The organism is Brachybacterium sp. (genome assembly GCF_036379615.1).
Classification (GTDB): domain Bacteria; phylum Actinomycetota; class Actinomycetes; order Actinomycetales; family Dermabacteraceae; genus Brachybacterium.
This window is the reverse complement of sequence record NZ_DASVGJ010000078.1, coordinates 28,184-42,582: the sequence shown is the minus strand read 5'-3', so window position 1 is coordinate 42,582 and position 14,399 is coordinate 28,184. Positions and strand designations below refer to the sequence as shown.

The following is a 14,399-nucleotide window of genomic DNA, read 5'->3' as shown; positions in this document are numbered from 1 at the left end:
CGACTCAGCCCTGCGGGCCCACCCCGCTGAGCCGGTACGCCTCCTTGAGGATCTCCAGCGACGTCATCGCCTCGCCGGGGCCGATCCAGAACGGCTCGGGATCCTCGAGGTGCTCGTAGAAGTCCCGGATGAGCAGCTCGTGGGAGACGCCCCAGTAGGAGCGACCGCCGGAGGTCACCGAGCGCTCGCCGACGGTGTCCACCCGGCCGTCGGTCCAGCGGATGGTGAGCCCGCCGTCGGTGCCGCCGCGCAGCACCACGTAGGCGTTCTCGCAGTCCAGCTCCAGCTCCACCGGGCGATGCTGCGGCGCGGTGAGGGTCGCGTAGAACGAGGTGGTCACGCCGCCGGGATGGTGCAGCAGCAGCTCGGCGGTGTCCTCGACCTCGATCACGTCGCCGTACTTGCGGGTCGCGACGTGGCCCTCGGTGCGCTCGACTCCGCCCAGCAGCCACTGCACCAGGTCCAGGGTGTGGATCGCCTGGTTGATCAGCAGTCCGCCGCCGGAGCCCTCCCAGGTGCCGCGCCAGGGCTTCGCGCGGTAGTAGTCGGCGCTGCGGGTCCAGACCACCGAGGCCCAGGCGCCGCGCACCGCGCCGAGCTCACCGGAACCCAGCATCTCGTGCAGACGCTGGCTGGCCAGGTTGTAGCGGTTCTGGAAGCAGACGCCCACCTTGGGCCCGCCGGCGGGGGAGGCGGCGAGCGCCTCGACCAGGCGCTGTCCCTCCTCGAGGGTGTGCGCGAGCGGCTTCTCCTGCAGCACATGCACGCCGGCTTCGAGCGCGGTGAGCGAGGGGCCCACATGCGCGTGGTGCGGGGTGGTCACGTGCACGGCCTCCGGGCGGACGGCGTCGATCAGCTCCTGCGTGCTCGCGAAGCCGGGAGCACCGGTCGCCTCGGTGGCGCGAGCCAGGGCCTGCGGATCGGTGTCCGCGACGCCCACCAGCTCGAGGCCCTCGATGTCCCGAATCGCCTCGAAGTGGACCACGGAGACGTCCCCGCAGCCGATCAGTCCGATGCGCCTGGTCATCCTCGTCCTCCTGATCCCGGGCCGCGTCCGTGCGGCGCCTGTCGATGGGCGTCACTGTACGGGGACCGCTCGCGGCGGCACCACGTGATGCCGTGTGATGCAGTGCGTGCGATGCAGCGAAGGGGCGGTACCCGTCGGCCGATGCATCGTCATGCAGGCGGAGCGCAGGTCCACCCGGGATCAGGTTGTCCGACAATCGAATAAAGTGTTCTGACCTGCATGAGTTATCGGCGCGTTATTGACCGAGTAGTAATCGGCCGATCACTGTGCGAGTATCTATACGGCTCCACTTGCGACCGAGCCGCGGCCCGACCCTGACGGGCGAGACACCGCGGCCGCCGTCCCCTCCCCGGAGCAGGTGCATGGCACCGCCCGGGTCGACGAGGACCGGCACGCAGAGACGGGGCCCACCGCCGGTCGGCCCGCCGCAGGGCACCGCCCCGAGTTCAGCATGCGCTGCGCAGCTCGCGGAGGACCGGATGCACGAGATCGGTTGTCCGCGACGAAAGGAAGTACTGTGCCGCCTGCGCCTTCAGGAGAGATCGTCCAGCTCGGGATCGTGGGAGTGATCCTGCTCCTGCTCCTGTTCTACGGGGGCACGATGTGGATGTCGGTCGCGATCTCCCGCAAGCAGGAGAACGCCGACGACTACATGACCGCCGGCAACAAGATCGGCTTCGGCGTCTCCGCCGCGTCGATGACCGCCACCTGGATCTGGGCGTCCTCGATGTACGCCTCGGTCACCGCGGGATACACCTACGGCGTCTCCGGCCCCATCCACTACGGGCTCTGGGGCGCTCTGATGATCCTGTTCATCTACCCCTTCGGCAAGCGGATCCGCGCCGTCGCGCCCCGCGCCCACACCCTGGCCGAGGTGATGTACGCCCGCCACGGCCGCTCCTCGCAGCTGATGCTCGCCGGCTCCAACGTGCTCGGCTCGGTCATCTCCCTGACCTCGAACTTCATCGCCGGCGGCGCGATCATCGCGATGCTCTCCCCGATGACCTTCGGTCACGGCATCCTCATCATCGCGGCCGGCGTGCTGCTGTACACGCTGTGGTCCGGCTTCCGCGCCTCCGTGCTGACGGACTTCTCGCAGGTCATGGCGATGCTCGGGGCGGCCGTCATCATCATCCCCGCCGTCTTCTTCCTCGCCGGCGGACCCTCGATGTTCGCCGCAGGGGTCGCGAGCGGCCACGTCACCCCGCAGCAGGAGAGCTTCTTCTCCTCGGACGCCTTCATGAACCAGGGCGCCCCCTACATCGCCGCGGTGCTCGCCTACGCGATCGGCAACCAGACCATCGCCCAGCGCCTCTTCGCGGTGCGCGAGGACCTCATCAAGCCCACCTTCATCACCGCCACCATCGGCTACGGCGCGACCGTGATCGGCGTGGGCATGCTCGGCGTGATGGCCCTGTACCTGGGCATCGAGCCCATGGGTGGCGACGTCAACAACCTCATGCCCCAGATGGTGGGCAGCTACCTGCCGGTCGCCCTGGTGGCGCTCGCGTTCATCATGATCATCGGCTCGCTGTCCTCGACCGCGGACTCCGATCTTGCGGCGCTGAGCTCGATCGTCATGACCGACATCTACGGCCAGTCCGTGGGTCGCAAGAACGTGAACCCCAAGCTGATGATCCTCATCGGCCGCCTCACGATGATCGTCGCGACAGGCCTGGCGCTGTACTTCGCCACCGCCCGGTTCAACATCCTGGACCTGCTGGTCTTCGTCGGCGCTCTGTGGGGCTGCCTGGTGTTCCCGGTCATCGCCTCCTTCTACTGGAAGAAGGTCACCAACAAGGCGTTCACGATCTCCGTGATCGCGGCGCTGGTGGTGTTCCTGCCGGTGCGCTTCCAGCTGATCCCCCTCACCGGTGCCTGGGCGCTGTTCGTCGAGCTGCTCGCCATCGTCGGGGTGGGCGTGGTGCTCGGCATCATGTCCTTCGGCTTCTTCGGACTGCGCCCGGCGGTGATCATCGGCGCGGTCGCGAGCCTCGCCGTGCTGCCCTTCGGCTTCGGCTACCTGCGCGACTTCGAGACCCTCTCGGGTTCGCTTGTCGCCTACTCGGTCTCCTTCCTGGTCTGCTACCTGCTGAGCGTCCGCTCGAGCCAGAACTTCGACTACTCGGTGATCAAGAGGATCACCGGCGACTTCGACGAGGAGACGCCGGCCTCCGAGGAGGGCCCGACCGGCGGCGGCGACGCCGTCACCGCGGGTCGCGGCACCGAGAACTGATCCCACCCGGCGTCGCCGACCCGGCTGACGCCCTGTTCCTGCGTGACCGCGCCTGCGCCGGTCCGCACCTCTCGAGAGGAGAGACGACATGACCGCTCTGCTGACCGCCTACGTGCTGATCTGGCCGGTGCTCGTGCTCGGCATCCTGGTCACCATCGTCCGCGGCTTCGCCAAGGACGCCAAGGAAGCGCGCGACGAGGGCCGCCCGATCATCTGAGCCCTGGCTGCGCCGGCTGCCCAGGCTGGTCCGAGTGCTCGGCCGCCCGGCCGCGACGACCTCGCCCCGATGGGGAGGACTCCCCACGGAGTCCTCCCCATCGACGTTCCGTCGCCGGCGGGGGAGGCTGGGGGGAGATTCGTCGAAGGGGGAGGGGTGTTCGCCCAGATCCCTTCCTCCCCCTCCCTCCTCGCTCCCTCAAGGATCCTCAGATGTCGGCCCAGCCTTCCGAGCCCCTGCTGCCTCCCACCACGATGTCGCCGCGCGATGTCCCGACCTCGCTGTACGTGGGGCTCGGCATCGGCCTGCTGGGGTTCTTCGTCAAGATCACCTCCCTGGCGACCTCGACCGTGAACGGCCAGATCCAGTCCTGCAGCTACGTCGACTACGGCGCGATGCTGGTGGCGGTCGCCTGTCTGCTGTGCGGAGGCCTGGGCATCGCCCGGCGCCGGAGCCGCCCCTTCAGCCACCCCGTGCACCCGGGCGTCGTGTACGCACTGGCGGGCGTGCTGGTGGTGTTCGCGGTGATCCACCTGCTGCGAGGCTTCGGCGTGCTCGGCGGACCCTGCTGAGCTGCCCGACGGGCGCTGCTCAGCTGCCCGACGAGCCCTGCTGACCTGCTCGACGGGCGCTGCTGACCTGCTTCGCGAACTCCGCTGACCTGATCGTGGACCCTGCGACCAAGCGCGCGGCAGCAGTCGAGGACCGTGCAGGCCCACTGGCTGGGACGCCGGTGACTCCCGGGTGGGCGGTGCCTACCATGGCACCAGTGACCACGCCTCTGCCCGCCTCCCACGTCCCTCCTGCCCCTGAGCGACGGCGCGCCGGAGCACGGATCACTCTGACCCTCGCGGCGCTGGCGATGATCGGCCCGTTCTCGATCGACACCGTCTTCCCCGCCTTCACCCGCATCGGGCAGGAGTTCGCGGCCGACGAGGTCGCGCTGCAGCAGTTGGTCTCCGCCTACCTGGCGGCCTTCGCCGTGATGTCGATCTTCCACGGACCGCTCTCGGATGCGCTGGGTCGCAAGAAGGTCATGATCGGCGGGCTGGTCATCTATCTGATCGGCATCGTGGGCAGCGTGCTGGCCCCGAGCCTGGGCTCGCTGGTGCTGCTGCGCGTGCTGCAGGGGATGAGCGCGGGCGCGGCGACGATCGTCTCCCGGGTGGTCATCCGCGACATGTTCTCCGGTGCCGAGGCGCAGCGGCTGATGGCTCAGATCATGATGATCTTCTCGGTCGCCCCCGCGCTCGCGCCGATCTTCGCCGGCTGGCTGCTGCTGCTCGGCGACTGGCGCTGGGTGTTCGTCGGCGTCGGCCTCTACGCCGTCGCGGTGCTGCTGCTGACCCTCGCCCTGCCGGAGACCCTCCCGCCCGAAGCCCGCACACCGCTGCGCGTCAGCTCGCTGCTGGGCTCCCTGCTGCACGTGGGCCGCTCCCCGGTGATGCTGCGCATCGCCTCGGCCTCCGCCTTCGTGTTCGCCTCCCAGTTCCTGTTCGTCGTCGGCGCCTCGCTGTTCGTCGTAAACCTGCTGGGACTGGGGGAGCAGGACTTCTGGGTGCTGTTCGTCCCGCTGATCCTCGGCATGCTGTGCGGGGCGTGGGTGGTGGGCCGGGCCGCGGAGCTGATGGACCGGTCCCGGCTGATCACGTACGGGTTCCTCGGGGCTGTCGTCGCGGCGGTGGTGAACCTGGTGCTGGTCTCCCTCGCCCCACCGTTCACCGGAGGGCTGCACTGGTCGCTGCTGCTGGCGGTGCTCGGGCCGATGCTCATCGCCTTCGCCGTGGCTCTCGTCTTCGCGCCCATCCAGCTCGAGGTGATGGACCTGTTCCCGCACGAGCGGGGCGCCGCCGCCTCACTGGGCACCTTCTTCGGCCTGATGCTCAACGCTCTGCTCGCCGGTGCGGTCGCCCCGCTGGTCACCACCAGCCTGCACACCCTCGCCCTCACCTCGCTCGGCTTCGCCCTGCTGGGCGGGGCGATGTGGCTGTGGCACCTGAGATCGGTGCGGCCCGCGGCCGACGGGACGCGCGAGTAGCAGGTCGGCCGCTCCCTCCCGCTCCGCTCTCCCCGCCGCTTCCACTGCTGAGGACGGGCCTGCGCCTCCCGCTCAGGAGCCGCGAGCCCGTCCTCCTGTGCTCCCGCCCGGACGGGGCAGGGGTCGGTTAGAGTCGAGAGGCACGTCAGGCAATGATCGGCCTCTCGATCCGGCAGGTCCCGGTCCCCGTCTCCGCCCCGCACTCGTTCCGAGGGAGCCCCCATGACCACCCCTGCACCCACCGACTCCGCCCCAGACCGCAACCTCGCCCTCGAACTGGTGCGCGTCACCGAGGCGGCCGCCATCGCCGGTGGCCGCTGGGTGGGCGCCGGCGACAAGAACCGGGCCGACGGCGCCGCGGTCGACGCGATGCGCTCCTTCATGGACACCGTTCGGATGGACGGCACCGTCGTCATCGGCGAGGGGGAGAAGGATGAGGCCCCGATGCTGTTCAACGGCGAGTCGGTGGGCGACGGCAAGGGGCCGAGGGCCGACGTCGCGGTCGACCCGATCGACGGCACCCGCCTGACGGCGCTCGGCTACAACAACGCGCTCGCCGTCTTCGCCGTCGCGGAGAAGGGCAGCATGTACGACCCCTCGGCCGTGTTCTACATGGAGAAGATGGTGGTGGGGCCTGAGGCGGCCGAGTTCGTGGACCTGCGCCTGCCGATCGAGCAGAACGTGAAGCTGGTGGCCAAGGCGCTGGACAAGCCCGTCCACCAGGTCACCGTGTGCGTTCTCGAACGCCCGCGCCACGAGTCGCTGGTGAAGGAGATCCGGGCGGCCGGCGCCCGGGTCAAGTTCATCATGGACGGCGACGTGGCCGGGGCGATCGCGGCGGCCCGCGGCGCCGGGGTGGACATGCTGCTGGGCACCGGCGGGACCCCGGAGGGCATCATCGCCGCCTGCGCCGTCAAGGCCACCGGCGGCATGATCCAGGGCCGGCTCGCCCCGACCGATGACGAGGAGCGGCAGAAGGCGCTGGATGCCGGCCACGACCTGGACCGGGTGCTGACCACGAATGATCTGGTCACCTCCGACAACTGCTACTTCGCCGCCACCGGCATCACCGACGGCGACCTGCTCAAGGGCGTGCGCTATCAGCACCACCGCATCCTCACGGAGTCGATCGTGATGCGCTCGGCCTCCGGGACCGTGCGCATCGTCCAGGCCGAGCACCGGCCCGAGAAGTGGGGTCGCTGGCTCGAGAACTGACCTCGACGGGCCGGTGTCGGAGCGGCGCGACCGGGCGGTCGGCGCGCGGAAGCGGCGTGTGAGTCGTCTTGCAGTTGGAGTCACGCTGACCAGAACCATGCATACTCTGGACACATGGCCACCTCCGCACCAGAGATCCATGTCGCCGTCGACCTCACGGTCCTGACCCTCCGGGACGGTGCGCTGAACGTCCTGCTGATCCAGCGGGAGGACGACCCCCACCGGGGCGCCTGGGCACTGCCCGGCGGTTTCGTCGAGCTCGGGGAGGACCTCGACGGCGCGGCCTATCGGGTGCTGGCCGACGAGGCGTCGCTCGGCAGCGGCGCCGTCCACCTCGAGCAGGTGCGGACCTTCGGCACTCCGGGGCGCGACCCGCGCGGACATGTCGTCTCGGTGTCCTTCATGGCGCTCGGCGCGGATCTCCCCGACCCGCTGCGCGGCGAGGACGTGGCCGACGCCCGCTGGTGGGCGCTCGAGGAGCTCGCGGACGTCCAGCTGGCCTTCGACCACTCCACCGTGCTCGACGCCTCCCTCGAACGGGCCCGCAGCAAGCTCGAGTACACCACCCTCGCCGTGACCTTCCTGCCCGAGGAGTTCACCGTCTCCCAGCTGCGCGGGGTGTACGAGAGCGTCTGGGGCACCTCGCTGGACGCCGGCAACTTCCACCGCAAGGCCACCCGCACCGAGGGATTCCTCGAGGAGCTGGACCGCCATGCGGCCCCGACCGGTGGACGCCCCGCGCGCCTGTACCGCGCGGGCACCGGCAGCTCGCTGATGCCGCCGCTGCTGCGCTCCGGGGACTGAGCAGGGCCGTCACCCCGACGGCGCCGTGCCGGCCCGCTGCCGCCGTCGCGCCGTGGCAGGATCGGGCCGTGACCGATGACGCCGCCCTGCTCGCCGCCTTCGCCGCTCGCCGCGAGGAGGTGCACGCCCTGGCCCGCGGGATCCACGCCGATCCCGAGACCGCCTTCGAGGAGCATCGCGCGCACGAGAGCTGCGCGGACCTGCTGGAGGATGCCGGCTTCGTGCTCGAGCGCGGCATCGCGGAGCTGCCCACCGCCTTCCGCGCCACGATCGGTACCGGTTCCCTGGTCGCCGCGCTGTGCGTCGAATACGACGCGCTGCCGGGCATCGGCCACGGCTGCGGGCACAACCTCATCGCCGGTGCCTCGCTCGGAGCCGCCCTCGCGCTCGCCGGGCAGCTCGCCGCTCTTGACGTGACGCTCCAGGTCATCGGCACGCCGGCGGAGGAGCACGGCGGCGGCAAGCAGCTGCTCATCGACCGCGGAGTCTTCGACGGCGTGCACCTGGCGCTGATGAGCCACCCCACCCCGCACACCGACACCTATGACGTGCTCGGCTCCACCAGCCAGGCCGTCGGCCGCTGGCGCGCCACCTTCACCGGGCGCGGCGCCCACGCCGCCGCCAATCCGGCCGACGGCATCAACGCCAACGACGCGGCCGTGATCGCCCAGGTGGCCGCCGGTCTGCTGCGGCAGCGGATCAAGGACGGCCAGCGCCTGGCCCTCGTGCCCCAGCAGTCCGGGGTCACCAACATCGTCCCCGAGACCGCCGTGATCGACGTCGAGTGCCGGGCGCTGACGATGCCGGAGTTCGAGACCCTGTGGCAGCAGCTGCAGGCCTGCTTCGAGGGGGCGGCGCTGGCCACCGGCACGGCTCTCGAGATCACCGCCACCGAGCCCGTCTACGAGCCGCTGCTCCAGGACGAGGTGCTCGGCACCGCCTGGAACGCGGCGATGCAGCGGCGGGGCCGGCCGCTGAACGGCTCGCTCGGCGTCATGGCGGCGTCCACCGACATGGGCAACGTGTCCCAGCGGGTGCCCTCGCTGCACCCATTCGTCGGCATCACCGGCGCCCACGGCGCCCTGCACACCCGTGAGTTCGCCGCCCACGCCGACTCCGCCGAGGGGTACCGCCTGATGGATGATGCCGCGATCGCGATGGCGGGCGTGATCCGGGACATCGCCACCACTCCGAGCTCCCGGGCTGCCGTCCTGGCCCGCGCCGCCGAGCTGGCTCGCGCCGCAGAGCTGGCCCGCGCGTCGGAGCCGGATCGTGCAGCGGAGCCGGCTGAGGAGAACCGCCAGGAGTGAGCGGGCGCCGCCGCTGACCTGGGCACGATCCCGTCATGACGCGGACCACACCCACAAGTGGTTGAACAAGCAACTACGTTGTGGGAGAGTTGAGCCATCAACCACCGATCGGAAGGCCCGTCATGACCTCCTCGTCTCAGACCGTTCCCGGCTCGCCGAGCGACGCCATCGATGAACGGCACCTCTCCGACGATCTCGCCATGGACGCCGTCACCCTGCGCGTCGGCGACCTCGAGCTCATGAGCTCCTACTACGAGAACGCCCTGGCGCTGGCACCCATCGAGGAGCAGTCGCGTGTGGGCGGCGAGGTCCACCGTGTGCTGGGCCGCGGCGGCGTCCCCTTCGTGCGCCTCGTGGCCACCCCGGGGCTGCCCGCCGTGGATCCCTCCCAGGCGGGCCTGTTCCACACCGCCTTCCTCTTCGAGGACCAGGCCGCGCTCGCCGGCACCGTGCTCCGCGCCGCCCAGGACCCGCGCTCGCGCTTCGCCGGCACCGGCGACCACCTCGTCTCCGAGGCCTTCTACTTCGCCGACCCCGAGGGCAACGGCATCGAGCTGTACTGGGACCGCCCGCGCGACACCTGGCAGTGGAACAACGGCCAGGTCGCCATGGACACCCTGTACATCGACCCCAACGCCTACCTGACCGAGCACCTCACCGAGGACGTCGCTACCGACCCCGGCATCCGGCCCGGCATCGTGGGACACGTGCACCTCCAGGTGGGCGACGTCGACGCGGCGCGCGCGTTCTACATCGACACCCTCGGCTTCGAGACCACCGTGGGCACCCACCCCGGCGCCCTCTTCGCCTCCGCCGGCGGCTACCACCACCACGTCGCGATGAACACCTGGAACAGCCGCGGCGCCGGACCCCGCGCGGCGGGCCTCGGTCTGGCCGACGTCGCCATCACCCTCCCCGCCCGGGAGGACCTCGACGCGCTGACCGGACGCCTCACCCGCGCCGGCATCGCCTTCGCCGACGGAGGCCGCTCCGTCTCCGTGAAGGACCCGTGGGGCACCCCGGTCACCCTGAGCCTGCCGGGCACCACTACCGAGGAGCTGCTGGCCCGCTGACCCCGGCCGGGCCGCTCTGCCCGCCGACAGGACGAGCCCGGAGGCACCGCCGAGGTGCCTCCGGGCTCGTCCTGTGTCGGGATGCGGGCCGGCGGAGGGACCGCTTCCGCAGGCCGTCAGCCGCGGGCACCGTCCGTCGCAGGTGCTGTCAGTCGCAGGTGCCGTCCGCCGCGCAGGCCGCGCCGCCCTCGACGGTGCCGCCGAGCAGCGAGCTGAGGGAGGTCAGCGTGGCAGGGGAGTCCGGCATCGGGATCTCGGTCGCAGGAGCGTCCCTCGTCAGGGCGTCGGCCTCGGGAGCATCGACTGCAGCGGCGCCTGCCCCGGCGGCGGGGCCGTCGGCGCGGTGCGTCGGGCTCATGCCTCGGCCCGCTCGGTTCGTGCCTCGTCGGCGATCTGGCGCAGCGCCTGCCGGAAGGCGTCCTCCGGCAGTGCGCCGGGCGCCGTGTACTTGTCGTTGAAGAGGAAGAAGGGGACGCCGCGGGCACCCATCGAGGCGGCCTCGCGCACCTCTGCCTCGACCTTCTCGTCATGCGTCTTCCCGGCGTGGGCGTCGCGCGCGACCTGCTCGTCCAGTCCCGCCTCGACCGCGCGGGCGATGACCGCCTCGGCCTCGAAGGGATCTGCGGTGCCGGTGAAGTAGCCGCGCTGCAGCTCCATGAAGAAGCCGGTCGCCGCATCGATGCCGTGCGCCTCGCCGAGCGCCTGCATCACGCGGTGCACACCGCGGGTGTTCGCCATCGGGCGCCCGGTGACGTACTCGCGACCCATCTCCTTCGCCATCTCCTGGATCTGCGCCTCCATCTCGCGCACCTTCGCCTCGTCCATGCCCTTGGCCTCGACCAGGTGGGCGATGTTGTCCTTCACGGAGTCGGTGGGGGAGGTGGGATCCAGCTCGAAGGAATGGGCGCGGATGTGGACCTGGCCCGTCAGGCCCTCGGCCTCGATCGCGTCGTGCAGGCGGGACTCCCCGATGTAGCACCAGGGGCACACCACGTCGGTCCAGACGTCCACCGTGATCAGCGGCGCCGTGGAGTCGTCCTGGGAAGTGGGGGCCTGGGTCATCGCGTGCTCCTCCGTCGTGGATGGGGCCGGCGGTCGCCCACCGGGTTCCTTGAAAACTGTACTGTGTGGGGTGAGGTGATGGCAGGGGCGAGCCGGGGTTTCGCTTCCGGCGCAGGGCCGCGGCGGGAGCGCTGGTGCCGCTGCGTGGCTGAGGGATTCCTCATCGTCGTCTCACCCTCCGTTCACCGCCTCCGGCCAGGATGGGGTGAATGCTCCGAGCGGTGCCACACTGGATGGTGCCGGTCCCGATTGCGTCGGGGCACCGCCTTCCGACTCCTCAGGACAGCCATGACCACCGTTGACCACCCCGCCGCACGATGCCAGGAGGAACAGGGCGCATGAACGCGAACGCCACCCCCGACAATCCCGTGCAGCCCGCCGCAGCACCGGCCGACGCGGAGGAGCCGAGCTGGATCGAGATCGGCAGCCCGAAGCGACGGACAGCGCCCCCGGCCTGGTCCGACGAGGCGAGCGGGGACGCTTGGGTGGCGAGCGGGACCCCCTCTGTCCCGGACGAGACCGAAGAGCGGCCCGTGTCCGACTCTCCGCGAGCGGTGGGCGAGGCGGAGCCTGATCCTGTCGCCCACGAGGTGGCGCCTGATCCTGACGCCCACCGCATGGAGCCCGACGCGGGGCTCGCGTCCGAGGCGGCTGAAGCCGAGCGCCACGCGCCGGTCGGCACCGGTGCCACGGACGAGGACCTGACGACGGACCCGGCCGAGGACCAGGGGAGTGACGAGACGGGGGCCCAGCCGAGCGACACCTCGGAGGCGGAGGGCTTCCGCCTGCGGAAGGCACCCCGGACGCCGTCCCAGCGGCCCTTCCGCCGACCTGCCGAGCGCGATGCCGTTCACAGCGGCGGCGAGGTCGAAAGGGGCGGCGACGAGATCGGCGAGGACGTCGAGGATGTCACCGAGAGCGGTGACGAGGCCGCCGCTCCTCCCGTGCAGCCGGCACGAACGGCCGACGCCTGGGTGCAGGACCCCGTGCCCTCCGCGGACGAGCCGACGGAGAGCACGGAGCTGACCGAGAGTACGGAGCCGACGGAGCCGACGGAACTGACGGAGAGCACGGAGCCGGTGGAGGCTTCCCTCGGTCCCGTTGCGGAGACACCGGCGCCCGAGGAATCTGCGTCGGCAGAGAGCTCCGACCCCGAGTCCGGTGAGCGCTGGCACGTGGTCACGGACGAGGGGCAGGACTCCGCCGCGGCCTCGTCACCTGCCGCCGCCCCGTCAGCTGCCGACGTCCCGACACCTGCCACCGCACAGTCATCTGCTGACGTCCCGCCGTCTGCCGACGTCCCGGCGCCCGCCGCCGCACAGACGCGGCCCCGGGCGTTCCCGGTCCCGGGATTCCCGGTCCCGATGCGCCCCGAGTCCTCCACCACGGAGATCGGCCCCCGCGAGGATGCTCGACGGGAGCCCGTCGGCCGTGCTTCCGAGTCAACCGACCGTGCTCCCGAGCCTGTCGAGCGCGCTGCCGAGCCCGTCGGCCGTGCTCCCGAGTCGGGAGAGCGCGCCCCGGAGACCGAGACCGAGACCCAGGTCGGGACCGACGCCGAGCAGGGTCGCCGGAACCCCGGCAGCCTGGGCAGCGCCCTCGACCTCATGAGCCCTCACCTGCAGGCTCACCGCCCGGCGCTCGTGCTCGGGATGGTCACGCTGGTGCTCGGCGTCTGGATGCTGGTCGCCCTGCCCTTCCCGCTGAAGTACTCGGTCGACGCGGCGCTCGCCGTGGCCGGCGCCGGGAGCACCGCTCCCGACGGGATCGGCGCCGAGCCCACCGTCGCGCTGTTCACCGCCGCCGGCATCTTCGCCGGACTGGTGGCCCTGCAGGCCGGCCTGCGCGCACTCTCGGCCTCCGTCCTGAATCGGGCCGGCGGCCGCGCCGCCACCGACCTGCGCGGCCGGCTCCTCGGCCACCTCCACCGCCTCAGCCCGGGCCGTGACCTCGAGGACCCGGCGCGCACCACCCGCCCGCTCATCGACGACGTCGCCCACCTCCGGGACCTCGTCGCGGAGATCGGCCCGCGACTCCTCGCCGGCCTGCTGGCACTCACCTCGCTGCTCGTGGTGGTGCTGGTCGTCGAACCGATCGCCGCCGCGGTCGCCGCGCTCACCGCCGGGCTCGCGGCCCTGGCCTCCGCCTGGACCCTCCGCCGCGAACGCCGTACGGAGGCGGCCGCCGCAGCGGACGAGGCCGCGCTCACCGAGACCGCGGACGAGCTGCTCGCCGCCACCCGCACCATCCAGTCCTACGGGCTCGAGGAGCGGGCCGGGCGCAGCCTCGGCACGCTCGGCACCCGCGCCGCCCGGTCGCGGGCGACCGACCGCGGCGCCCGCGCGGTCGGCGGATTCCTCACCCAGCTGATCGCCGGCCTCGGAGTGGGTGCCGCACTGCTGATCGGCGGCTGGCGGATGACCTCCGGCACGATGACCCCCGGTGAGCTGACCATGGTGATCGCCTACGTGCTGCTCGCCGTGGGCCTGGCCCGTGAGGTGACCCGCCTCGCCGTCGCCCTGCCCGGCACCCGTCACGCGGCCGATCGCGTGGGCGAGCTGCTCGCGCGCCGCGTCGAGACCACCGAGCCCCGCCGCACCCAGAGCATCGACCGCCTGCGCGGAGAGGTCGTCTACTCCGCGCTGAGCACCACGGGGGCGCACGGCGCGCTGTTCGACCGCATCTCCCTGGTCATCCCCGCGGGGCAGCATGTCGCGCTCGTGGGCCGCGAAGGGGCGGAGGCCTCCGCACTGCTGTCCTACCTGCAGCGTTTCGATCAGCCGGACACCGGCCGGGTGCTGCTGGACCGCTTCGACACGCGAGTCCTGGCCGTGGCGGATCTGCGCAGCAGGCTCGCCGTCGTCCAGCGCGAATCCGCCCTCTTCACCGAGACGGTGCGGGAGAACATCAGGGTGGGCCGCCCGGAGGCGAGCGACGACGAGATCCTCGAGGCCGCCCGGCGCACCGGCGCCGATGAGTTCATCACCCTGCTGCCCGATGGCTACGACACCGTGCTCGTCCGGCGCGGGGCCGGCCTCTCCGACGGGCAGCGACGCCGGATCGCGATCACCCGGGCCCTGCTGCGGGAGGCTCCCGTGGTGGTGCTCGACGGCGCCGACGAGGACCTCGCCCACGCCGAGCGCGAGGACGTGCGCCGCGCCCTCGACGTCCTCGCCGCCGGCCGCACGACGCTGATCAGCAGCCGGGATCGGGAGACGATCCTCGCGGCGGACAGGGTGCTGTGCTTCGAGAGCGGAGATCTCGCCGAGGACGGTGCGCCCGCGCCGCTCGCCGAGGATCCGGACAGCTGGCTGTCCTCCTGGCTCCACGCCGCGGACCTCGCCTCCCGCTGACCGGTCGCCCTGCGGCAGCACGCCGCCGGGGCCCGTCCCTCCAGGACCGGGCGTCGCCGCAGGT

12 protein-coding genes are annotated in these 14,399 nt (G+C 71.6%); 9 read left to right on the top strand and 3 right to left on the bottom strand.

The features are described from left to right. Positions 1-4: 4 nt before the first annotated feature. The gene (locus VF289_RS18830) at positions 5-1,027 is read right to left on the bottom strand and encodes a Gfo/Idh/MocA family oxidoreductase (RefSeq protein WP_330885918.1); all 1,023 of its coding nucleotides are present in this window, start codon (positions 1,025-1,027) and stop codon (positions 5-7) included. A gap of 517 nt (positions 1,028-1,544) precedes the next feature. On the opposite strand from VF289_RS18830, the gene VF289_RS18825 reads away from it, so the two are divergent. The 8 genes from VF289_RS18825 to VF289_RS18790 all read left to right on the top strand — a co-directional run bounded on the left by VF289_RS18825 (position 1,545) and on the right by VF289_RS18790 (position 9,920). After that, positions 1,545-3,263 (top strand): sodium:solute symporter family protein, encoded by a 1,719-nt coding sequence (locus VF289_RS18825; protein WP_330885917.1) that lies wholly within the window; start codon positions 1,545-1,547, stop codon positions 3,261-3,263. An 88-nt stretch (positions 3,264-3,351) separates the two neighbouring features. Continuing rightward, positions 3,352-3,480 (top strand): putative transporter small subunit, encoded by a 129-nt coding sequence (locus VF289_RS18820; protein WP_330885915.1) that lies wholly within the window; start codon positions 3,352-3,354, stop codon positions 3,478-3,480. Between the two features lie 212 nt (positions 3,481-3,692). Then, a complete protein-coding gene (locus tag VF289_RS18815) occupies positions 3,693-4,052 on the top strand; it encodes a hypothetical protein (RefSeq protein ID WP_330885913.1) in 360 nt (119 codons plus the stop codon). Positions 4,053-4,240: 188 nt separating this feature from the next. Continuing rightward, a complete protein-coding gene (locus VF289_RS18810) occupies positions 4,241-5,518 on the top strand; it encodes an MFS transporter (protein ID WP_330885910.1) in 1,278 nt (425 codons plus the stop codon). Positions 5,519-5,740: 222 nt separating this feature from the next. Continuing rightward, on the top strand, positions 5,741-6,733 hold the full coding sequence (gene glpX, locus VF289_RS18805; RefSeq protein ID WP_330885908.1) for a class II fructose-bisphosphatase: 993 nt from the start codon (positions 5,741-5,743) through the stop codon (positions 6,731-6,733). A gap of 114 nt (positions 6,734-6,847) precedes the next feature. Further along, positions 6,848-7,537 carry an NUDIX hydrolase gene (locus VF289_RS18800; RefSeq protein WP_330885906.1) on the top strand — a complete coding sequence of 230 codons (690 nt, stop codon included), beginning with the start codon at positions 6,848-6,850 and terminating at the stop codon, positions 7,535-7,537. A gap of 68 nt (positions 7,538-7,605) precedes the next feature. Next, on the top strand, positions 7,606-8,847 hold the full coding sequence (locus tag VF289_RS18795; protein WP_330885904.1) for a M20 family metallopeptidase: 1,242 nt from the start codon (positions 7,606-7,608) through the stop codon (positions 8,845-8,847). 122 nt (positions 8,848-8,969) lie between these two features. Continuing rightward, positions 8,970-9,920: a VOC family protein gene (locus VF289_RS18790; RefSeq protein ID WP_330885903.1), complete on the top strand. Its 951-nt coding sequence runs from the start codon at positions 8,970-8,972 to the stop codon at positions 9,918-9,920. Positions 9,921-10,068: 148 nt separating this feature from the next. Here VF289_RS18790 and VF289_RS18785 read toward each other — a convergent pair whose 3' ends face one another. Both VF289_RS18785 and VF289_RS18780 read right to left on the bottom strand, forming a co-directional pair. Beyond that, positions 10,069-10,278 (bottom strand): hypothetical protein, encoded by a 210-nt coding sequence (locus VF289_RS18785; RefSeq protein WP_330885901.1) that lies wholly within the window; start codon positions 10,276-10,278, stop codon positions 10,069-10,071. Further along, a complete protein-coding gene (locus VF289_RS18780; protein WP_330885899.1) occupies positions 10,275-10,982 on the bottom strand; it encodes a DsbA family oxidoreductase in 708 nt (235 codons plus the stop codon). The genes VF289_RS18785 and VF289_RS18780 overlap by 4 nt, the downstream gene beginning before the upstream one ends. A 338-nt stretch (positions 10,983-11,320) precedes the next feature. Between VF289_RS18780 and VF289_RS18775 the strand changes: the two genes are divergently transcribed. Then, a complete protein-coding gene (locus VF289_RS18775; RefSeq protein WP_330885896.1) occupies positions 11,321-14,335 on the top strand; it encodes an ABC transporter transmembrane domain-containing protein in 3,015 nt (1,004 codons plus the stop codon). The last annotated feature ends 64 nt before the right edge of the window (positions 14,336-14,399 follow it).